The organism is Thermonema rossianum DSM 10300, from assembly GCF_000426825.1.
In the GTDB taxonomy this organism is placed as follows: domain Bacteria; phylum Bacteroidota; class Bacteroidia; order Cytophagales; family Thermonemataceae; genus Thermonema; species Thermonema rossianum.
In genome coordinates, this window is sequence record NZ_AUGC01000009.1 from 126,382 (window position 1) to 148,405 (window position 22,024).

General features: G+C 47.5%; 18 protein-coding genes and 1 rRNA gene. 10 read left to right on the plus strand and 9 right to left on the minus strand.

Translation table 11 applies throughout. The annotated features are described in order from the left end of the window. Nucleotides 1-78 precede the first annotated feature (78 nt). From K384_RS07805 to K384_RS07825, 5 genes are all read right to left on the minus strand, one after another. A complete protein-coding gene (locus tag K384_RS07805) occupies nucleotides 79-2,349 on the minus strand; it encodes a peptidase domain-containing ABC transporter (RefSeq protein WP_157630101.1) in 2,271 nt (756 codons plus the stop codon). Continuing rightward, entirely contained in the window at nucleotides 2,276-3,595 is a 1,320-nt protein-coding gene (locus tag K384_RS07810; RefSeq protein ID WP_038031091.1) for a radical SAM/SPASM domain-containing protein, read from the minus strand. Before K384_RS07810 ends, K384_RS07805 begins: the two co-directional genes overlap by 74 nt. A 167-nt stretch (nucleotides 3,596-3,762) precedes the next feature. Further along, a complete protein-coding gene (locus tag K384_RS07815; RefSeq protein WP_038031093.1) occupies nucleotides 3,763-4,107 on the minus strand; it encodes a hypothetical protein in 345 nt (114 codons plus the stop codon). A 96-nt stretch (nucleotides 4,108-4,203) separates the two neighbouring features. Then, nucleotides 4,204-4,413 carry a hypothetical protein gene (locus K384_RS07820; protein ID WP_038031095.1) on the minus strand — a complete coding sequence of 70 codons (210 nt, stop codon included), beginning with the start codon at nucleotides 4,411-4,413 and terminating at the stop codon, nucleotides 4,204-4,206. Nucleotides 4,414-4,799: 386 nt separating this feature from the next. Then, complete coding sequence (locus K384_RS07825) at nucleotides 4,800-5,258, minus strand: peroxiredoxin (RefSeq protein ID WP_038031096.1); 459 nt, start codon at nucleotides 5,256-5,258, stop codon at nucleotides 4,800-4,802. 141 nt (nucleotides 5,259-5,399) lie between these two features. On the opposite strand from K384_RS07825, the gene K384_RS07830 reads away from it, so the two are divergent. Both K384_RS07830 and K384_RS07835 read left to right on the plus strand, forming a co-directional pair. Further along, the gene (locus K384_RS07830; RefSeq protein ID WP_038031098.1) at nucleotides 5,400-6,212 is read left to right on the plus strand and encodes an enoyl-ACP reductase FabI; all 813 of its coding nucleotides are present in this window, start codon (nucleotides 5,400-5,402) and stop codon (nucleotides 6,210-6,212) included. Nucleotides 6,213-6,352: 140 nt separating this feature from the next. Further along, the gene (locus K384_RS07835; protein ID WP_038031101.1) at nucleotides 6,353-7,123 is read left to right on the plus strand and encodes a hypothetical protein; all 771 of its coding nucleotides are present in this window, start codon (nucleotides 6,353-6,355) and stop codon (nucleotides 7,121-7,123) included. Nucleotides 7,124-7,127: 4 nt separating this feature from the next. Here K384_RS07835 and K384_RS07840 read toward each other — a convergent pair whose 3' ends face one another. Together K384_RS07840 and K384_RS07845 are read right to left on the minus strand one after the other, a co-directional pair. Continuing rightward, a complete protein-coding gene (locus K384_RS07840) occupies nucleotides 7,128-9,296 on the minus strand; it encodes a heavy metal translocating P-type ATPase (RefSeq protein ID WP_071837474.1) in 2,169 nt (722 codons plus the stop codon). Nucleotides 9,297-9,301: 5 nt separating this feature from the next. Then, nucleotides 9,302-9,517 carry a heavy-metal-associated domain-containing protein gene (locus K384_RS07845; protein WP_038031166.1) on the minus strand — a complete coding sequence of 72 codons (216 nt, stop codon included), beginning with the start codon at nucleotides 9,515-9,517 and terminating at the stop codon, nucleotides 9,302-9,304. Between the two features lie 89 nt (nucleotides 9,518-9,606). Between K384_RS07845 and K384_RS07850 the strand changes: the two genes are divergently transcribed. The 3 genes from K384_RS07850 (at nucleotide 9,607) to K384_RS07865 (ending at nucleotide 13,067) form a co-directional block, all read left to right on the plus strand. After that, on the plus strand, nucleotides 9,607-10,632 hold the full coding sequence (locus K384_RS07850) for a glycosyltransferase (RefSeq protein ID WP_038031102.1): 1,026 nt from the start codon (nucleotides 9,607-9,609) through the stop codon (nucleotides 10,630-10,632). 367 nt (nucleotides 10,633-10,999) lie between these two features. Beyond that, on the plus strand, nucleotides 11,000-11,749 hold the full coding sequence (locus tag K384_RS07855; protein WP_038031104.1) for a hypothetical protein: 750 nt from the start codon (nucleotides 11,000-11,002) through the stop codon (nucleotides 11,747-11,749). A 418-nt stretch (nucleotides 11,750-12,167) separates the two neighbouring features. Next, nucleotides 12,168-13,067, plus strand: coding sequence for a hypothetical protein (locus K384_RS07865; RefSeq protein WP_038031110.1), 900 nt, complete (start codon nucleotides 12,168-12,170; stop codon nucleotides 13,065-13,067). A 653-nt stretch (nucleotides 13,068-13,720) separates the two neighbouring features. Here the strand turns inward: K384_RS07865 and K384_RS07870 are convergent. Beyond that, entirely contained in the window at nucleotides 13,721-14,830 is a 1,110-nt protein-coding gene (locus K384_RS07870; RefSeq protein WP_038031113.1) for an MBL fold metallo-hydrolase, read from the minus strand. A 277-nt stretch (nucleotides 14,831-15,107) separates the two neighbouring features. On the opposite strand from K384_RS07870, the gene K384_RS07875 reads away from it, so the two are divergent. The 5 genes from K384_RS07875 to K384_RS07895 all read left to right on the plus strand — a co-directional run bounded on the left by K384_RS07875 (nucleotide 15,108) and on the right by K384_RS07895 (nucleotide 21,428). Beyond that, a complete protein-coding gene (locus K384_RS07875) occupies nucleotides 15,108-16,385 on the plus strand; it encodes a hypothetical protein (protein WP_051633237.1) in 1,278 nt (425 codons plus the stop codon). Between the two features lie 52 nt (nucleotides 16,386-16,437). Next, on the plus strand, nucleotides 16,438-17,499 hold the full coding sequence (locus tag K384_RS07880; protein ID WP_038031115.1) for an imelysin family protein: 1,062 nt from the start codon (nucleotides 16,438-16,440) through the stop codon (nucleotides 17,497-17,499). A gap of 62 nt (nucleotides 17,500-17,561) precedes the next feature. Next, on the plus strand, nucleotides 17,562-18,914 hold the full coding sequence (locus K384_RS07885; protein WP_051633239.1) for a di-heme oxidoreductase family protein: 1,353 nt from the start codon (nucleotides 17,562-17,564) through the stop codon (nucleotides 18,912-18,914). Nucleotides 18,915-19,053: 139 nt separating this feature from the next. Beyond that, a complete protein-coding gene (locus tag K384_RS07890; protein ID WP_038031117.1) occupies nucleotides 19,054-20,559 on the plus strand; it encodes a GH3 auxin-responsive promoter family protein in 1,506 nt (501 codons plus the stop codon). After that, on the plus strand, nucleotides 20,556-21,428 hold the full coding sequence (locus K384_RS07895) for a DUF3667 domain-containing protein (RefSeq protein WP_038031119.1): 873 nt from the start codon (nucleotides 20,556-20,558) through the stop codon (nucleotides 21,426-21,428). The genes K384_RS07890 and K384_RS07895 overlap by 4 nt, the downstream gene beginning before the upstream one ends. 344 nt (nucleotides 21,429-21,772) lie before the next feature. On the opposite strand, the gene rrf is transcribed toward K384_RS07895, so the two are convergent. After that, nucleotides 21,773-21,884: ribosomal RNA gene (gene rrf, locus K384_RS07900) — 5S ribosomal RNA — on the minus strand. Nucleotides 21,885-22,024: the final 140 nt, after the last annotated feature.

Consider the following 22,024-nt stretch of genomic DNA (forward strand, 5'->3'; position numbering starts at 1 on the left):
AGATTCAGTGAATGATGATGAATGTTTCTTTACTCAAGATGCTTTTTTGGCCAAGATGGTTGCCCCGGCTTGGCTTTTTCAGCTACCCAATGCCAGCTGATTACTGATTAGGTGCCGGTAAAGCCCTTGCCGCTGCAAAAGCTCCTCATGCCTGCCTGTCTCTACAATACGTCCATTTTCCAGCACTATGATGCGGTCGGCATTACGTACCGTGCTTAGGCGGTGGGCAATGATAAAAGCCGTACGGTGCTGCAAATAAGCCGAAAGGTTTTCCACAATGGCGCGCTCGGTAGCCGCATCCAATGCAGAGGTGGCTTCATCCAAGAAAAGGATATCGGGTTGGTGGTAAAGCGCACGTGCAATAAGCAAACGCTGCTGTTGCCCACCACTCAACTGCATACCCACCCCACCCAATTTGGTTTGATAGCGCATGGGCAGTTTCATGATATCGTCGTGCAGACAAACCAAGCGGCACACTTCTTCTACGCGCCGCATATCGGGCTGTTCCACACCGGGTGCTACATTTTCTGCTACCGTGCCACTCAAGATGGAACCATCTTGCAGAACCACCCCACAGCGTGCGCGCCATGCGTCTATATCATAATCCCACAAAGGTTGTCCGTTGAGCAATATGTCTCCTTTGACAGGAAAATAGTAGCCCAGCAGCAAACGCATGAGTGTGGTTTTTCCACTGCCGGTGCTGCCTACAATAGCTACTTTTTCACCTCGGCGTATTTCCAAGTGAATGTCGTCAAGAATCAGGCGGTGTTCGTAACCCGGGTAGTAGAAAGAAAGCCCGCGTATGCTTAGTGTTTGAATGGATTCAGGTAAAGGCTTTTTCTGCCCGGGTGTTTGCTCGGGTGTTTGCTCAAATACAAGCCCCAAGCGTTCTTGGGCAATGCGGAAGTTCTGCAGCTCGTCCACACTAAAAAGCCAAGCATTGACCGGTGCGCTTAGTTGTCCGATGATAAACGATGCACTCATGAGCACGCCCAGCGACAACTCCTGCTTGAGGATAATCAAATAAGCGCAAACTGCCACCACTGCTGCATCCTTGAGCTTGCCGAAGAGTGTTGTGCCTGCATTTTGATAAAGGTTCAACCACAAGTCACGCCACTCTTGGCGGTTGTGCTCTTCGGATAAATGCATGATTTTATCAAGGCGCCGGTCTTGTGCACGATAAATACGCAGCTCCTGCATCTTGGTCACAAACTCATACAACAGATGGTTGAGTTTGCTCTTTAACAGCGTGTTGGCATAGTTCAATGCTCGGCGGTGGCGCAGGAAAAGCATTACCCAGCCTATCGACAAGAGCGTGAAGCCCGCATATATCCAGAAAACCGGTGCACTGAGACGGTAAAGCAAAAAGCCAAATATCAAAATATTGCCTAAATGCAACAGCAGGTTCATAAGCTGCCATGCCACAAACTGACGCACCTCCGACAAGTCACTCAAGCGCTGCAGGGTTTCGGTATTGATGCGGGCATCGAAATACGCAAGAGGCAAACGTGTGAGATATCGAAACAAATGTTCTTGCAGGTGCAACGAAAGCCCCAAATTCAAACGGGTAAAGACCACCATACTCCACGACTCGCTTATAAAGCTGCCAAAGAAAAGCGCCATCTGTGCCAACAACAATGCCAGCACCATGCTGATGTCCTGCGCCATGATGCCTTCATCAATGACCTGTTGGAAGAGCTTGGGGGTGTACCAGTTGGCGGCCATACCTCCCAAAACCAACAACAAACCACCCAGATAAGCCCCTTTTCTGCAAGCCAAAAAGCCGGTGATTTCACGAAGTAAATGGCGCATGCCCCCACTCTGCAAAGGCGGCAAATGGAGAGGTGACCTCACAGAGGCAGACTGCAAACATATGAGGATGCCTTTGGCTTGCCCGGCAAGCCACTCGCTCAAAAAAGCCTCTTCGGTAAGATGCACACGCCCATAGGCAGGGTCCAGAAGCGTAAAGCGCCCCTTGCCGCCTTTCTTCCGGCTTATCCTTTCCAGCACCACATAGTGGTCCTGTTTCCAGAAAAGGATGCAAGGCAGTGGTACCTGCTGCAATTCCCCGGGCGATGCCTTATATGCCTGTGCATCCAAGCCTATCTGCCGCGCCAAATGCAACAGCTGCGCTACCGATACACCCAAGCGCGACAACTTGCCCAGTGCACGCAACTGCTTCACATGCACTTTTATGCCATGATAACGGGCAATCATGGCAAGACAGGCAGGACCACAGTCAGCACTTTCGAGTTGAGGCACAAAAGGCACCCGTTTAGCCCACTGTTTCACGCGTCCGGGCAAGCAGAATTTGTTCAATATGCTGAATAACCACGTAGTCTTTTTCACTTTCGTCGCCGTTATACACACAATAATCTTCACCCATATGTTCGAGTGCCTGCTGCGAGCAGCCCCCGTTGCACAGCGGTTGTATGCGGCAGCTTAAGCAAGGGCGATTGCGAAACTTGATATTCATGCGCTTTTCGAGGTGGTCGTCTTCCCACACAATCTCTCCTGCTTCAGAGAGGTAGCCCACCCGGTTTTCGGGTTTGAAGTCGCGTGCCGTGCATTTATACACGTCACCGTTGTAGTTGATGACGGCACTATGCCGTTTGTCGGCATAGCACGAACCTTCCACTGTATCTACCGCCGACTGTTCCATGGCAGCAAATCCCGCCATCCGCACCGCCTCCATTGCTGCTGCCACCTCCTCTTTGATGTCTCCTTCTGTGTCTTGCCACACCCGGTGAAAGCTGAAGTTTATAAGAGATTTGGCTTTGGCAGGCAGGTCTGCAAAGTCATAGGGCACCTGTTTCACCGAAGCAATATTGGCAGCCGTGTAGTTGACACGCACCCCCACCCCAAAGCCCGCAATGGCAAGTTGTTTAATGTTGTGGACAATCTCGCGATAAGAGCCCTTTTTTTCGTTTACATAACGCACCCGGTTGTGGTTCTGCTCGTCGCCATCGAGGGTAATCTGAAAACTTGGCAACAAGCCTTCCTTACGGAAGAAATCAATCATATTTTCATTTATCAAATAGCCATTGGTAGTGAAGTGCAGCTCCAAAGCAATGCCTGCGCCTTGCAACAAACGCTTGGCTTCACTTATCAATGGCTTCACATTGCGCTCGAAATAAAGCAACGGCTCCCCCCCAAAAAAGCCAATGATGAAATGGCGCAAACCGGGATTTTGCTCCACTGTGCGCTGTATAAAGCGCAGAATCCGTGCTATCCCCTCTTCACTTAGGCGGGAGTTTTTTATGTGCGTTTCATAGCAATACCAGCACTTGAAATTGCAATTCATGGTGGGATTGATAATCAGCTGAAAGGTATGGGCGGCGTTGTCTATAGCCCGCACTTTCTCTTTCAGGCGCTCCAATTCATCCACCGAATCATCTATGATGAATTCGTGACGGCAGAGATAATCATAAAACTGCGGGTGCACTTGCGCCAGCTCTTCCACACCATGATGCGCGGCACTGTCGAGCAGGTCTTTGAGCAAGAGCTCTATAAAAATCACCCTCTTACTGAAAGCATTGAAAAGGGCATACTTACCCCCGTACGGTACTATATTATTGTATCGGCTTAGTTTCATGCTAAAGTGTATTTGTTAAACAAATCAATAAGCAATTGTCCTAAATAAGGAGCCAGTCGCTATCCTCCTTCTTTTTTCAACACCACACGGAAACAGAAGGCACAATACTCCCCTTCCGGCAAGCATTCATGCCTGCCATACTTTAATCAACAGCCCCTTGTCATTGATTACCTGTTCGAAGAGGCGCAATCTGCATTTACTACCAACGGAATGACAAGCTTCTTCCTCACGCCTGCCGAGTCATAGCTAATCTGCATTCCCCCCTGTTGGGTACTGTCTCCCGGGAAAAAGGAAATTTGAAAGTCTTTGACATGTGTGCTTTGTCCTTTGACAGGCTTCGAAGAGGAAGCTTCCATAACACACCCCCAGTTAATTGTCATGCGTCTATCACACGCTTTGTCGTTGGTGCCTGTGGCATGTCCACCGCCTGCCAAACACTCCGAGAACCCGCCATACAAGCAACGGCTTTCCTCGTCTGAAAGTAATTCCGGAATAAAAGGTAGTGTTTTCATGGATTATCGGATTTTTTAACCTTTACTTTATTTCTATTTATTTCTATTAGACAACCGGGCAGGGGTAAGCTCCCCCACCCGGCATCAACTACTGTCTTAATTTACTTTCTTCGGGCTGCAACTGTTCGTACATTGATTACACCCAGTATTAACCGTAATCTCACAAGCTATCCTATTATTCGTTCCCTCACTCTCATAAGCAAAATGCCCTTCCAACACATCGGAAAAGCCTCCATAGATAATTTCTTCTTCAATTTTCAGAGGCTCGAGGTTCAACAGTGCTTCTTTTTTCTTTAACTCTTTCATAGTCTTTGTGATTTAATGATGAAACATAAGAACCAAAATAATGCAGTCGATGTACGATTTAGTGACATAATATACATGGCGCCATGGCAACTCTATCCACCTCCCGGGTGCAGTGGAAGAATTGCATAACAATTCTAAAAAAAAAAAAAAAAAACAAGTCAATAGTACGATGCATTTTTTTTACAAAATACATATAAGGTATTAAAATTCAATCATATAAAAATAATCAATCATCAAAATAGTGTTACAACATTGATTTTTATTACAAAGCATAATCTCAAGTATACTATGCAGCAGCAGAGCACTTTTTGCCTTTGCATGCACAAAAAAAGGCGCCGCTAAGGGCACCTCTTTGGCATGATATGCTATATGTTGTTTTTTACCGCTTAGGCTTCTTTCTTTTTCAGCTCTTCAAGCATGGATTCTATGTGCTTGCGGGCGCCAAAAAACTCCTGATAAGCTGCCACTATTTTATGCGAAGCATCCAGCAGATACGTAATCCGCTTGGGAATGCCCAACACAGGCACCAAGGCATCATATTTTTTGCACACCTCTCCGGAAGCGTCGCTCAGCAATTCAAAGGGCAAGTCATACTGCTCTTTAAAACGCCGGTGAGTAGCGATGTCATCACGGCTGATGCCAATAACCGTCACATCCAAACCGCGAAAGTCGGCAAAGTGGTCGCGGAACTCGCAGGCTTCCTTGGTGCAGACTTTCGAGAAGTCTTTGGGATAAAAAAAGAGGATGCAGGGCTTGCCTGCCATGTCTTTACTCAGGGTGAAGGTGTCGCGCCCGGTAGAGGGCAATGTAAAATCGGGCGCCGGAGTGCCTACTTTTAGTGCCATAGTCTGTTTGTTTTTTTCGTTGTGTTTATTATTCTTGAACAAAGAAAGCGGGGCAATGGTTTGCCCAACACAAAAGGTCCTGCATTCGTACAATTTTCACTTAAAAAGCTTACATTTAAAGCCCAAAAACTAAGAGAAACTATGGCTTACAATTTATTGAAAGGAAAAAGAGGCATCATTACCGGTGCTCTGGACGAAAACTCTATCGCTTGGAAAGTGGCAGTACGTGCCAAAGAAGAGGGCGCTACCTTCACGCTCACCAACGCGCCCGTTGCCTTGCGCATGGGTAAAATCAAAGAATTGGCAGAGCAATGCAATACCGAAGTGATTCCGGCAGATGCCACTTCTGTGGAAGACCTCGAGAACCTCTACAAGCGCTCTATGGAATTGCTGGGCGGCAAAATCGATTTCGTGCTGCACTCCATAGGCATGAGCCCCAATGTACGCAAAGGGCGTGAATACGGCGACCTGAATTACGACTGGTTCATGAAAACCCTCGACATCTCGGCGATGTCGTTCCATAAGATGCTGCAGGTAGCCGAAAAACTGGATGCCCTCAACGAAGGGGCTTCGGTGGTGGCGCTGTCTTACATTGCCGCACAGCGCACCTTCCCCGACTACTCAGACATGGCACAAGCCAAAGCCATGCTCGAGTCGATTGCACGCAGCTATGGCGAGCGCTACGGACGCCTCAAGAAAGTGCGTGTCAACACCATCTCCCAGTCGCCTACCCGCACCACGGCAGGTACCGGCATTTCGGGCTTCGATGTGTTCTATGACTACGCCGAGATGATGTCGCCGCTGGGCAACGCCACTGCCGACGACTGCGCCGACATGTGCATTGTGATGTTCTCTGACCTCACCCGCAAAGTAACCATGCAGAACATCTTCCATGACGGCGGCTTCTCTTCTATGGGCATCTCACCGCAGGTGGTAGAAAAACTCAGCAAGTAAAAAAAGAAGTCTTTACGCCGTGCGAAGCCTTGCCCTTTGGGGCAGGGCTTCTTTTTTTTTATTCATGTAAAAACAAATTTTGCATAACAGAAAGCCGCTTCGAACTGCCTTGAATGAAAATAAAAGCTTAGATTGTGGGCATGAGCCGCAGTATAAAAAAGTGGGAAATTTCGTTGCGCACGCTTCCATTGGTAGCGGCGCTGCTGGCAATCAAATACGCACTGGGGGCTTACGCCGGCTTTCAGGGGCTGCTGAGCCTGCAGGAGATAGGGCTGGTTGTCACCGCCGGTGTTTTCTTGTTGGGTTTTATGCTTTCGGGCACTTTGGCAGACTACAAAGAGAGCGAGCGCATACCGGGCGAGATGGCTTCGGTTCTTGAAAATATGGAAGAACTAACTATCAATGCCGCACAGCAGACGGGCGTTTCCGCCGGTGCATGCCGCCATGCCTGCATGCAACTGATAAACACCACGCTGCAGTGGTTCTATAAACAAAGCTCGCAAGAAGAGCTCTATGAGCAGTTGCATGCTTTTGCCCTGCTGCTGCATCGCTTGAGCCGCGAGGGGGCGCCACCGCCTATCATCGGGCGTACCTTTCTTGAATTGAACAGCCTGCGCAAGCTGATTACACGCGCGGGGGTGATTTCACGCACCGGCTTTTTGAGCAGCGGTTATGCCCTGCTGGAGCTGCTGCTTGCAGCCATCTTGCTGCTGTTGCTCCTGACCAACTTCCCCTCACAAACCTTAATGTTTACCATCACTTCTACGGTCAGCTTGGTGTACATCTACCTTTATTTTTTGATTCGTGACATCGACGACCCCTTTGAATATGAAGCGGGAAAAGAAGCAGGCGCTGCCGAAGTAGCCCTCTTCCCCTTGGAGGAATACCGGCGACGCCTGCAAAAAAGATAAGCAACTAATCAAGCTTCATCCAGCGAAGGCGAAGCGAATTGAAGACCACTATCACATCGGAACAAGCCATAGCCAAAGCAGCCACCATAGGACTCAGCCAGCCTGCTGCTGCTATGGGTATTGCCAGCACATTGTAAAAGAAAGCCCAAAAAAGGTTTTGTTTCATCACACGCAGGGTGTGCCTGCCTATTTCAAAGGCGGTTTGCAGATGACGCAGGTTGCCGTCCAAGAGTACCACCTCTGCCGCCCGTATGGCTGCCTGTGTGGCATTGCTCAGCGAGATGCCCACATGTGCACGGCTCAAGGCCGGCGCATCGTTGACCCCATCGCCCACCATGGCTACCCGGGCTTTGCTTGCCAGCGTCTCTACTATCTGCAGTTTTTGTTCGGGTGTTTGCTCGGCATAGACCTCTTCGATACCCACTGCCTGTGCCAGTTGGTGGCATTTGTGGGCTTTGTCGCCGCTAATCAAGACGGTACGAATGCCCCGCCGGTGCAGGTAGTCGATAAGTCCGGCAGCATAAGGCTTTACTTCGTCTTCGATGGCAACTGCCGCTATCAACACTTCGTTGCAAAGCAAAAAAAGGTCATAGGACTGCTTGAGCGCCGCGCGCTGCTCTCCGGGCAACAGGCGAAACGAGCCCAAACGGTAGTGGTTGCCTTCCGTATCGCTGCCCTCCATGCCTACGCCCTTGATTTCACGTAACGAAGTCAAGGACAGTGGCTCTACCCCTTCTGCCTGCAGATGCGCCGTAAGCGCACGCGCAATCGGATGCGACGACGACTGCTCCAAAGCCAACAACACACGCCGCACAAAAGCGGTATCGATACCAAACGCCTTGATTTCTTTTATTTTGAAATTGCCGGTGGTAAGGGTACCCGTTTTATCGAAAAGCACATAACGGATTCCTTGCATGCGCTCGAGGGTGTCGGCACCACGCAACAAAATACCACTGTGCGCTGCCCTGCCCAAGGCTACCGTCACGGCGGTGGGCACTGCCAAGCCCATGGCGCAAGGGCACGAAATTACCAGCACCGCAATGGCACGGGTGATGCTTTCGCTCATACCTACGCCTGCAAAGAGGTAATTTGCCGCAAAGGTAATCAGGGCAATGGCTATCACTGCCGGCACAAACACGGCACTCACACGGTCTGCCAAGCGCTGTATGCCGGGCTTGCGGGCTTGTGCCCGGCGCACCAGCTCTATTATCTGCGCAAGCATGGTTTGCCCTGCTGCTTTCTGCACCTGCATGCGAAAAGCCCCATCGACCACTTCGGTACCTGCCACCAAGGCATCGCCTCTTCTTTTTTCTACCGGCAGGCTTTCGCCCGAAAGCAGGGATTCATTCACGGCGCCGGCCCCTTCGAGTATCTCGCCGTCGGCAGGCACCACATCGCCCACCGACAACAAAACCACATCGCCCACTGCCAAGCTATCGGCAGGCACTTCTTCTACCACCTCCCTGCCCGCTTCACTCACCGCCAAGCGTTTGGCTATGGCTTTTTGCAGGCGGGTGAGCTCGTCCACAGCCGTGGTGGTCTGCTTCACTGCTTTGTGCTCCATGTAGTTGCCCAGAAGCACAATGCTGATGATGCTGGCTGCCGTTTCGAAAAACATGTAATCATGCCCGCCGCCGGTCAGCAAGCCATAAAGGCTGTATATCAAAGCGGCGGTGGCGCCGGTCAATATGAGCACATCCATATTAGCCACGCCGCTCTTGACGGAGTTCCATGCGCTGCGCCCAAACTGACGCACGCCAATGGCAAAGACCGGCAGCGTGAGCCCCAATTGAACGAAGGGGTCATGCAGCCACGCATAGGGCAAAAACATAGCTGCCAACAGCGGCAGGGTAAAAGCCCATGCCACCAGCAGCTGCAGCAACAGCGGGTCTATGGTAGCTTTCTTTGCCGGCGCTTCATCGGCGGGCTGCACCTCGTAGCCCAGCTTACGGATGCCTTCAAGGACTGTTTCCAAAGGCAAGCCCGCCGGCAGGGTGAAGGTGACGTCTCCGGATGCAAAATCGACGCGCGGGTTTTCTATGCCCTTACGGCTCAAGAAGCGCTCCACACCCAAAGCACAGTTGGTGCAGCTCATGCCGTGCACTTTCAGATGCACCGCTTTGCCCTCCGGGCTTCGTTTGTCTTTTTTCTTCTCTTGAAGTGTCGCTTCCATAAGCATTAATCGTTTTGCAGGGCTTGGGCATCGAAGCCTGCTTCTTCTACCAGCGCTTTCACCTCTTCGGCAGAGAGTGCATCGGTATTGACGGTCAATATCTTGTCAGGATGGTTGGTGTCCACTTCCCAATGTTGAATTTTGGGGTCATTCAAAAAACCACTTACACTGCGCACGCAGTTATTGCAATGGATATTGGTTTTGAAACGGTAAGTTTTCATCTTGCTTTTTGTTTTTTTGATTAGTTTGCATTGCAGTTTAGAAACGTTCCAAATATAAACTTTGTTCATTTCTTCCTAAAAAAGTGGCCATGTCTGTCGATGCATTTCAAGAAGTGCCTTTTTTCTCGATTATCATTCCGGTATATAACCGCCCGGAAGAACTGGACGAGCTGTTGGCTTCGCTATGCGGGCAGTCGTTCCGTTCTTTTGAAGTAATCGTAGTGGAAGACGGCTCGGAAAAAGACTGCCGGAAGATAGTGCAACTATACCAAGAACAGCTTCCCATTCAATACATTTACAAGCAAAACTCAGGACCTTCGGCAAGCCGCAACCGGGGCGCACAAGATGCCCGGGGCGATTATTTGCTTTTCCTGGATTCCGACTGCCTGACGCCCCCCCACTTCTTGAAAGCGATTTATGATTTTTTACAAAAAGAAAAAGCAGCCTGTTTTGGCGGACCGGACACCGCTCATCCCGGCTTCTCGCCCATACAGAAGGCTATCAATTATGCCATGACTTCGCGGCTTACGACAGGGGGCATCCGGGGCGGCAAGCATTTTAACCCCTACCGTTTTTTGCCACGCAGTTTCAACATGGGGGTGCAAAAAAAGGTGTTTCAAGAAGTCAAAGGCTTTGCCGAAGATATGCGCTTTGGCGAAGACATAGACCTTAGTTTACGTATCAGAGCGCATGGTTACCCCACTGTGCTGATTCCCGAAGCGTGGGTTTACCATAAGCGCAGAACCAAGTTGTGGCAGTTTTTCAAGCAAATCTATAATTCGGGCATGGCGCGCGTGTATTTAAGCGAACGGCACCCCGGCACTCTCAAGCTCATCCACCTGCTGCCCTCGTGTTTCGTCTTGTTTGTGGCAGCCTCTCTGCTGCTTGCTTTGGTTTCGCCCTTTGCTTTGCTGCCGCTGCTCTTTTGGGCTTTGCTGATATTCATGGATGCCTTGGTAAATTACCGCTATCCTTTGCGCGTTGCTTTGACGGCAGTAGCCGCTGCCTTCCTTCAGCTAACTGCCTACGGCATAGGCTTCCTGCATGCGTGGGTGCGCCGCAAGCTGCTGCGCCTTCCCCAAAAACATGCCTTTGTGAAGCGGTTCTATGAGTAAAAAGGGAAGCCCATCCCCTCTTAGCCGGGCACGGACGTAAACACCGGTAGTATTCGAAGCAAAAACAGCCTGAAAGTTTATTTTTCTGACTCAAGCTGTTTTTGAAATAGAGAAAATGCATTGCAAAGGTTTGTATTTTCAAGAAAAAATATATTATTTGGTATTGATATACTTTTATTGAAGCAATATTGTATATAACAGCGACTAAATAAAATAAAAACAAACATTGCCACCCAACATGGCAAGGCAAAAGAGCTAACTTGCAGGTTAGTGCTATTTAGTAAACTTAGTACGATAGGGATAAAATACTACTTAATTCTACCCTTCATAAATACTTTTCCGTTGTAACCAATTAAATTAAACAAGAATGATAAGCGATAATTTACTCACAAAGACACTGGATTATTTTGACAAACACAAAAATGAAAGAGAGGTAGTAAAACCCAGTTTACCCATATTGTATTTTGGAGACTTAGATGCCTATCAGAAATCGGAATTAAAAATTATTACTGTAGGTAAAAACCCATCAGACAATGAATTTCGGCTAAATAAAGAAGAGCCTTTTTCATTCATACGATTCCCAAAATGGTGCTCGAAACAAAGGAATTTAATTGAAGCATTAAACCCATATTTTGAGCACAAACCATTGCAGTGGTTTTCTTGTTTTGAGCCTATTTTAAATGGAGCAACAGCATCATATTATCAAAAAAAAGGATACTCAAATATAGCATTACACACAGATATTTGCTCGCCATTAGCCACAGACCCAACTTGGCGTAAAGTTAGCCCTGAAACAAAAAAATTGTTATTCACCGAAGGGTTTGAAATATGGAAACAACTTGTTAACGAATTGCAACCGGATATAATTTTTGTTTCAATTCCCATAAAATTATTCAAAGATACTTTTAAACCTAATTCACAAGGGCAACTACTAATCGAATTTAAATACAAAAAAGATGGAACCCCCAGAAATAAGCCTTATCGAGTTGAGTTGTTTGAATATACGTTGAATAATAAGAAAAAAGTAAAAGTAGTATTCGGGCAAGCAGCGAATACACCATTTGGTACGATTTCTAACAAGCAAAAAAATGAAATTGGTGAATTATGCCTAAAATAGTACAATTCACACACCCGGGTGGCGAACATGGCCATGACAAAGGCAATCCAAATCACAAGTCTTGGAATAAGCGCGCGCACAAAAGAAAATTTATGCTTAGCAAGGGTAGCTATGTCGATAATAACGAACTAAAAGAAGCTGAGCTTGTTTTCTGGGGTGAGTGGGAGCCACCCAGTAGGGTTATAAAACAACAAAGGTTCATCCTCAATGGTTGCATGCACCATATTTACCCAACGAAGTTGTTTAAAATTTTCTGAGTAAAATTATAGTAAAAGCCAATAACCACAAGGATTTCCAAGCTTCATTTTTGGCTTCAAAACGGATTAAAATCGCCTTGAAAGCGTCTAACCAAGTGTTGGTTCTTTCAATGAAGTTATACAACTTCTAAAGATTAACAAAAATTAAATAGGCACATAATATGAAAGTTCAACTCAATCACCCTGGACGTCAAAAGCCTTTTAAATTAGGAAAAGGATATATAGAAATTGGAAATCAAATTGTCCGTGAATGGAATAATGATGAAGTTCATTACAGAAAGTTCATTCAAATAAATGGTTATTATATAAATGATTTAAATGATACAATGCCTAAATATACCACCTTATACTTTTGGGGAGAGTGGGAAGGGAACTCATTCTTTACGCCGTTTCCAAAAAATGAAAGGAAACAAAAGGTTGATTACCGTAGATTTCCAAATGGAGTGCATAAACCATTTCATTCAACTGTCATTAGAGGAGTACACAATACAGACCCTTACGTTTATGGAAAAGATTTCAAATATTGTGGTTGCAAACAAAAAGGACAGTTAACCAGACTTAAACCAGATGACCTAATTCTATTCGGAACGGTTGTACCTTCATTAAACAAATTTTACATTGACACTGTATTTGTAGTTAAAAACGGCAATCCTTCAGAAAGCATTCAAAAGACAGGAGGAATGAATTATTCTCAAGTGTATAGGGAAGAAGTTTTAGAGCAAATAAATGAATATTTGAAACAACCAACAATTAAAAATAACAATAAAGTTTATCATAGTAAAACGTATTGGGACGACAGTAATTATTTTAGTTTTGTTCCGTGTAAATTAAGTTGTGGCAACGCTGGATTTGAAAGATTATTTATAGAATTGAATAACCCAACATTTCAGCTTTCAAAATACCCGACAGGAAAATCATTTTTACGTAATTGCCCCCTAAGTCCACAAGACTTATGGAAAGAAGTTGTAGTGGCCTGCACCGAACAAGGTTTTGTGCTGGGAATTCAATTTGATGAACCTACATTCAACAATACATTAGACGACTTAGATTATAAAAAATAAACGGTTGCGCACATCTATTGTTCGCCCAAACATCGTTATTGATGAATTCGTTATAATGCCCGACCATTTGTATGGCGTTTTGATAATTATTGACAATAGTCGTTGTTGTAGGGGCGTATTATCATACGCCCCTACGACGACACCGTCCACAAACAAACCAAATCAACTGTCCACATTTAAATCACCATCCCAAACCATCGGCGCCATCATTCGCGGGTTCAAATCCGCCACCACAAAACAAATCAACATTTCCCGCAATACACCGGCGCCCCCGTCTGGCAACGCAATTATTATGAACACATCATCCAAAACGATAATGAACTAAAACGCATTCGGTTATACATCAAAAATAATCCAATGAATTGGCATCAAGATGAAAATAATGTAAACAAATGACACCCATTTATTTTCTATCCATTCCATCATTCCACCAATAGATAACCCATCACCGCCAAAAACAACATAAAAACACAAACACCACACAATAGGAGCGGGGAATAGACAATTTGGCATATTCGCTGTATGAACTGACGGAGGAGGAAATTAGAATTAAAAGTAATTGAAAATCAAAAATGAAATACAAGCCCTAACAAACACCGCCCCGGTCTGTTCGTTTGCAACGATACGATTATGCACAGGAGGGGTGTATTTCACTACCACCCCTCCCACCAGCGTTTAAATGTTTGCTGCCGGTCGTCAAGATTTACCTTTTCTCCTATCATGGGCGTGATGACGCGCACGCTTTTTTCTTGGTTTTCTACAATTTTTTTAAGAGGTTCGTCCCAATCGTGAGTGGCAAGCGTAAACTTCGAGGAGTGCACCGGCAGTAAAGTATACGCCCGGAGTGCCTTTGCTGCTTGCAATTGCTCACCCGGCAACATGTGTATATACTTCCAACAAACATCATATTGCCCGTTTTCAAGAATAGCCAAATCGAAAGGACCGTAACGCTCGCCTATGTCAAGGAAGTGTTTTCCATATCCGCTGTCGCCCCCCATGTAAATGCGCGCCACAGGCGAAATAAGCGCAAACGACACCCACAAAGTCTGATTACGTTTTATTCCTCTGCCCGAAAAATGCCGTGCCGGCAGAGTATGTACCTCCCAACCTGCCTTGGGCTTGAAGCTTTCATACCAGTTTTGCTCTATGATACTTTCGGATGCATATCCCCATCGCTCCAGGTGCGCCCCAACCCCAAGCCCGCAGATCACCTTCTTAATCTTATTGCGCAAACGGCGCATGGTAGGGTAATCCAGGTGGTCCCAATGGTCATGGGTAATAAACAAATAATCGATGGCAGGCATATCCTCCGGCGTATAAATATCGCTGCCCGCATAAGCCTTGGTGGTAAAAGACACCGGCGAAGCATTGCCACTAAATACGGGGTCCACCAGTATTTTCACACCATCCAGCTGTATGAAATAAGAAGAATGTCCCATCCACACCAACACATTTTCATGAGGCTCAAGCGCCATCAAGTCTGTTTTTTGGTGAGGGAGCGGCTCCTGTGGTTCTTTGGGCTTTGCCCCCGCGAAAAAGTCATAAAGCACCTCTACATAACCGGTTCCTTCGGTCAGCATGGGGGTAGGCTCTAAGTTATGAAAGGCGCCTGCCTTATAGTGCGGCGAGCGCTCGATGCGCTTTAAACGCTCCCCCGCCGGATGCGCCCCAAAAGGCTTTGTATATAAAAATGCAATGCCACTAAGCAACAGAACTGCTATTAAAACACCCAAAATCATCATGCTCTTTTTAAATGTTTTCATGTTTTGTCTTTTCCTGACTAAGCGGCAAGATACTTCCCCTTTTCTGCATGTGCTTATATATTTCGCAGAATTACAAATACTTTTTTAAAACGCTTCTGCAATCGACAGACATTGCAACAAAAGATTCTAAGTCTAAGGACAAACTGCTTTACCCTCGCACAAAACTGTTTCCAACAAGTTGCATTAATAACTTTTTTCGTTTTATATTTGTCCCAAATATTTAAATTTAGTCTAAATAAAAATACTGTTAAAACATCAATTGCAATTTGTAACTATCATGAATCGACACCTTGCCTACTATCTGATTGGTCTATTGGGCGGGCTGCTTGTGTTACAACCGGCCAAGGGACAACAGACCGTTTCCTCGGATTCCCGGGGGGCCACATCACCGGCCACAGTCGAAAGCCTCATGAAACGACTACGCCTAAGCGCCTACGGCGTAGTGAATTATTATGCTTTTGATTGGGACACATGGAAAGACAAACGCAATGCCATTGACCCGGAGCGTCTAAATACCTATGTGTATTATGATTTCAATGACAGGGTGCAGTTCAAAGCAGAGATTGAATTTGAACACGGCGGCACCGGCTCCACTATGTCTTTTGACCCATTAGAAGAGTTTGGCGAATTTGAAGAAGAGATAGAAAAAGGCGGACAGGTCATTTTAGAGCAAATCAATGTCCTGTTCAAAATACATCCATGGCTCAACGTACGCTTAGGAAAGATGCGCTTTTATATGGGCAACGCCTCCAAACAAGACCAGCCCAGAGAGTATTTCACAGCTTACCGCTCCGAAGTAGAAAACACCATCTTACCCCTTGGGTGGTATGAAACCGGCATTGAGCTCAGCGGTGATATAGCGCTAAGCTCCTCCTCCTATCCTAAACTTGCCTATAAGCTTTATTGGGTAAGTGGTTTAGACAATAGTGGTTTCAGCTCTGCAAATTGGATAAGGCGCGGTTACCAGAAACGTTTCGAAACAATTAACGCAGACCACCTGGCCACCGCCTTGCGCTTGGATTACATCTTTGCCAAAGATAGCGAAATAGGAATATCCTTATATGCCGGAAATACCAACAACCGCCCCAAGGACGACTTTGACCTGCCCGCCTGGCTCTTGTATGGTGATGTACACTTTACAATAGAACAACACCCATGGCGGGCACGAGCTTATGGCGTATGGGGACATTTGCAAAACAGTGAGGCTTTAAGTGAAGCCAACCGCAATTTATCGAATAACTTGGGAGTAAAGCGAACACCCGTTGGTGCCGAAGCTGCCGGTGCTTACATAGAATATGCTTACGATATCTTTTTCCCCTTGGGCATTCAAGACAAACAATTGTATCTGTTTTCCCGTGCCGAATGGTATGACTCTATGTTCAAAACAGAAGGAAACATCTCAGACAATCCACGTTACGAGAGAAAAGTGTTAACTGCCGGTATCAATTATTTCCCCCTGCCGACGGTGGTGCTCAAAGCCCACTATGCTTGGCGAATACTGGGCAGCGGAGAACATGAAAATACCTTTGCTGCCGGTTTAGGATTCGACTTTTAATAAATAATAAATCTTCAACTAAATCTTGTTTCACCTAAAATTTACTAAAATCATGAGAAGAAAGATTTCCCTTTTCGCAGCTATTGCCGTGCTGCTTCTGAGCGCATGCAAGAGTAGCTCAAACGACCCGCAGCCGTCAATGAACCACGAGCCGGTACTCACAACCACCGCACAAGTTATTTTGAATACCTACCAAGACCTGAGCCAAAAAGCTGCTAAATTGCAAGAGACCACTGCCCTGCTTCGACAAGTCCCCATTGAAGCTCACTTAGAGCTTGCCCGTCAAGCATGGCGAGAAGCCCGTAGTCCATGGGAGCAATCCGAAGGCTTTTTGTTTGGTCCTGTTGACCAAGAAGGTTTAGACCCTTCCCTGGACTCATGGCCTGTTAACGTAAGCGACCTGCAAGCAGTACTCAATAGTTCACATACAATCACTGTGGAATTTCTACAACAACAAGAGGGGACTCTGAAAGGCTTTCATACCATTGAATATTTACTATGGGGCGAAGACGGTAAAAAAACAGTTGCTGACTTCAGCGAGCGGGAGTTTGAATACCTTGAAGCATGTGCCGGAGCACTCGCCCAAGATGCAGCTCGTCTGTATGAGCTATGGAGCCCTGAAGGTGGAAATTATATATCGAATGTTATCAATGCCGGCAAAGGCAGCAAAGTGTATGTAAGCCAAAAAGCAGCATTGGAAGAAATCGTAAGTGCCTTAGGCGTGATTGCTGATGAGGTAGCCAATGGAAAAATCAATGAGCCTTTCAGCCAAAAAGACTTAACTCTGGAAGAGTCGCGCTTTAGCGCCAACTCCAAGAATGACTTTGCCAATAACATGCGAAGCATTCAGAACATTTACCTGGGGCAATATGAAGGCGAAGGTGACACCGCCAACAGCCTTTCTGCCCTGGTCAGCTCATTGGATGCCTCTCTGGACACCCGCCTCAAAGAACACATTCAAAAAGCCATCGACGACATAGAAGCAATACCCGGCACATTTTCAGAAGCGGTATTTTCACATCGCGCCGAAGTTCAAAAAGCCCAACAGAGCGTACGCGACCTGCAAGACCTCATCGAAGGCGAAGTGCTGCCGCTGATAAACAGCATCAAGTAAAAACCGGGAGGGCACCCCTCCCGGCTTCTTTTTGGTGTCATTAAGCAAAAAACATCACGACGATGAAAATCCTTTCAACTGTCCGCTTTCTTATTGCATGCGTGGGCATCAGTTTGGCTGCCTGTCACTCTTCTGTAGAACCACAAGAAAACAATTGGACCTATGCCGGCGGCGAAACCACCGTATTCAGCACCGGTCCGGATGCCTATACCCTCCCCCTTGCTAATTTAAATAAAGATGGCTTGCAAAAGCATTTAGAAGCTGACGCTATGTTTGCTCAACAGTTTGTAACCGAGCCGGCAGAACGATTTGGAGGCTTGGGCCCCATTTTCAACCAAAATGCTTGTGAGAGCTGCCATATACGCAACGGAAAAAGTGCCGTGCCCGCCTATTCCGGCGACCCCTCATCCGGGCTGCTCTTGCGTTTAGGTACCGAAAACGGTGAGGAGCTCCCCGGTTTTGGCAACCAATTACAAACCAAAGCTGTCTTTGGTTTTACTCCGGAAGGCAAAATTTCAATAGAGGAAAGGGAGAAGATTGTACGCTTTGCCGATGGCATGGAAACCAAGATACGCGAACTACAATACGGCATTCAAGATAGCTATATACCATTGCCTGCCTCTACCCGTATTTCTCCGCGTATGGCACAAGCAGTTTATGGTCTCGGCCTGCTCGAAGCCGTACCCGAATCGGAAATACTGGCATTGGCAGATGAAAACGACCGCAACGGCGATGGTATCAGCGGACGCCCCAACTGGGTATGGGACAAGCAACAACAAAGCATCCGCTTGGGGCGTTTCGGGTGGAAAGCCGCCCAGCCATCGGCTCTGCAGCAGTCTGCTGCCGCTGCCCACAACGACATGGGACTTAGCAATCCCCTCTTCCCGGAAGAAAACTGCACAGGACAAAACAACTGTGGTGGTGACGGCAAAATGGATATTTCAAACGAGGAGTTGGAATTATTCACCTTTTACTTCCAGACCTTAGGCGTGCCGGCTCCCCGCAATCAAAATTCAAATAAAGTAAAACAGGGACGCTTGTTGTTTTTCGAAGCCCGCTGTAATGCCTGTCATGTACCACCCCTGCACACCGGTCCCCACCCCATCCGGGAGCTCGCCTACCAAACCATTCACCCCTACACAGACCTGCTACTACACGACATGGGCGAAGACCTTGCCGATCATCGCCCCGAAGGTAAAGCAAGTGGTAGAGAGTGGCGCACCCCGCCTTTATGGGGCATTGGTCTTACTCAGGTTGTCAATCCGCAGGCTACCTTTCTTCATGATGGGCGCGCACGCACCATCGAAGAAGCCATTCTGTGGCATGGCGGTGAAGCCGAATATTCCAAACAGTTTTACATGAAACTTCCTAAAAGCGAACGGGAAAAGCTGCTTGCTTTCGTAGAATCCCTGTAAAGCCTCATTAGCGGCAAACAACAGCTATAGGCGGCTTCTGTCAAATAGAAGCCGCTTTTCTTATACTGCCCTTTTCGCTAACTTTAAAACCTGAGCGTAAACAAACATAAACAAAAGTAAGCAACACAATACACACACTATGGGAATACGTGCTACTTTGAGCAAACCACTGGCATGGTGGACGGTGCAGCAACAAAAACGATGGATGCAGCGCCCTGTTGAAACGCAACTACACTGGATGCACAAGTTGGTGCAACAAGCCCGGCATACCGCTTTCGGCAAAGAACATGGCTTCGATGCCATTCACTCATACGAAGATTTCAAAAAGCAAGTACCCATCCGCGATTATGAGGGCTTACGTCCTTATGTTCAGCGCATCATTGAAGGGGAAGAGCACGTACTGTGGCGCGGAAAACCACTCTATTTTGCGAAAACCTCAGGCACTACTTCCGGCGTGAAATACATTCCCATCACCCGCGACTCTATTCCCAACCATATCAACGGGGCACGCAACGCCCTGCTCAACTACATTTATGAAACCGGCAACAGCGACTTTCTGGACCGCAAACTGATATTTCTTTCCGGAAGCCCCGTATTGGACCAAAAAGGGGGCATTCTGACCGGGCGCCTGTCAGGCATTGTCAACCATCACGTGCCCGCCTACCTGCGCAGCAATCAAATGCCTTCCTATGAAACCAACTGTATTGAAGACTGGGAGGAGAAGCTGGACCGCATCGTGGAAGAAACCTTGAAGGAAGACATGTCGCTCATATCGGGCATTCCGCCCTGGGTGCAAATGTATTTCGACCGCATCATAGAACGCACCGGAAAAAAAATAAAAGACGTTTTTCCCAACTTCTCGCTTTTTGTGTATGGCGGGGTCAACTTTGAACCCTACCGCGCCAAATTGTTCGACAGCATCGGTAAGCCGGTGGATTCAATAGAGTTGTTTCCTGCCTCCGAAGGGTTCTTTGCCTATCAGGACAAACCCGACCACCAAGGGCTGTTGCTGCTGCTCGATACCGGTATTTTTTATGAGTTCATTCCTGCCGAAGAGTATTTCAACGAAAACCCGCGCCGCTTGCATATAGGCGAGGTGGAAGAAGGGAAAAACTATGCCCTGATTATCAACAGCAACGCCGGATTATGGGGCTATTCCATTGGCGACACCGTGCGCTTCGTATCTACCAACCCCTACCGCGTGGTCGTAAGCGGTCGCATCAAGCACTACATTTCTGCCTTCGGCGAGCACGTCATTGGCGAAGAAGTAGAGAAAGCCATGAAAGCCACATTGGAGGCATTTCCGGAAGTGAAAGTAGTAGAGTTTACCGTGGCTCCTCAGGTAACCCCTGCCGAAGGGCTGCCTTATCACGAATGGTTGATAGCATTTGACCACCCACCCGCCGACTTGGCGGCTTTTGCCAAGAAACTGGACGACACACTTCGCTCGCTCAACATTTATTACGATGACCTCATTAAGGGCAGCATTTTGCGCCCGGCCGTAGTTACGCCTCTGCAAGCCGATGCTTTTGTGCATTACATGAAGTCCATCGGCAAGTTGGGAGGGCAAAACAAAGTGCCCCGTCTTTCCAATGACCGGAAAATTGCAGATGCACTACTGCAATGGGAAGCAAGAACGCCATGAACAACCACCAAGAAGAAAGCGCACATAGCCCGGAAGAACGCTGCCTCAATTGTGAGGCACCGCTTCTGGGGCAATATTGCCACCACTGCGGGCAGAAACGTGGCACCACCAAGCTCACCTTGGGGCAGTGGTTCATGCTTTTTTGGGACAACCTCGTGAGCATCGACGGCAAGCTGCTCAAAACCATCGTGCCCTTGCTGTTTATGCCCGGGCGCGTCAGCCGCGACTACATAGAAGGGCGGCGGGCGCGCTATGTCGATCCCGTGCGTCTTTTCCTGGTGAGTTCTTTCCTGCTCTTTCTGGTAGTCGAATACTCCATAGAGCCGGTCATCATAAAAGGGAATGAAATAAGCAGGCAGGTAACAGAAGGAAGCAACATACAAGCGATGCTCCAAGAAAGCACGCAACAAACAAGCCTTGAAGAGAGGGTAACCCTCAGTTTACAAGAAGAAATACCGGGCGATATGGTCCGCAAAGGCATACATGTCTTCCGGCAGTTTTTTGAATGGCTTCCCAAGCTGCTCATACTTTTCATGCCGCTGTATGCCCTCTGCCTGAAGCTGTTTTACCTGCGCCATCGCAACTTTTACTTTACCGACCACCTGATTGTCTCTGCCTATCTACACGCCGTCATCTGCTTTATGTATTTTGTGCTGTTCATTGCCTTGCGCTTCACTCAAAACGCATGGGTTTTTACCGGCTTATGGCTGCTGCCGGCAAGCTATCACTACCTCACACTCAAAACGGTTTACCGGCAAGGATGGATACGCACTTTCTTTACCTTTCTGTTTAGCACTGCCTTGTATTTCTGCACTTTGTTTGTTATCACCAGCCTTTTTGTTTACTTTCTCTGGTGGAAAGCCGCCTGAAGCAGCGGCACGCTTATGTATTTCCTTGTCTCTGCCTTTGGGCTGTGTTCTTTACCGCTCCGGACCTCCCCTTTTGCTCTTTTGAGGCTCTCCCTTTGTCATTTCATGCCCCCCTTTTGTCATTTCGAGCGTTAGCAAGGAATCTCTTTGCTTTCCTGTGGCTTGAAGAGATTGAGATTTCTCACCTCACTGCGTTCGGTTCGAAATGACAAGAAGGAAGAGGGAAGTCGAAAAAGCCAAAAAGGCAGTTACCGAAGAATAAAAAACCCGGCTGTTTTGGGGCTTACACCTCACACCCCCTAAAAACAAAAAAACCCCCTTTTCCAAGGGGGCTTTCAGTGTTCATGTGGCGGCGACCTACTCTCCCGGGTGTGACCCCAGTACCATCGGCGCTGGAGGGCTTAACTTCTCTGTTCGGAATGGGAAGAGGTGTTCACCTCCGCTCATGCCACCAACAATATCTTTATCAATGCCTTTAAGCTCTCTACATACTGTCTATATCGAAGACTACATCCACGCAAAGAAGTCTCTCGGGGTATTAGTATGACTCGGCTCAACGGCTCTCACCGCTTACACCTGTCACCTATCTACGTCCT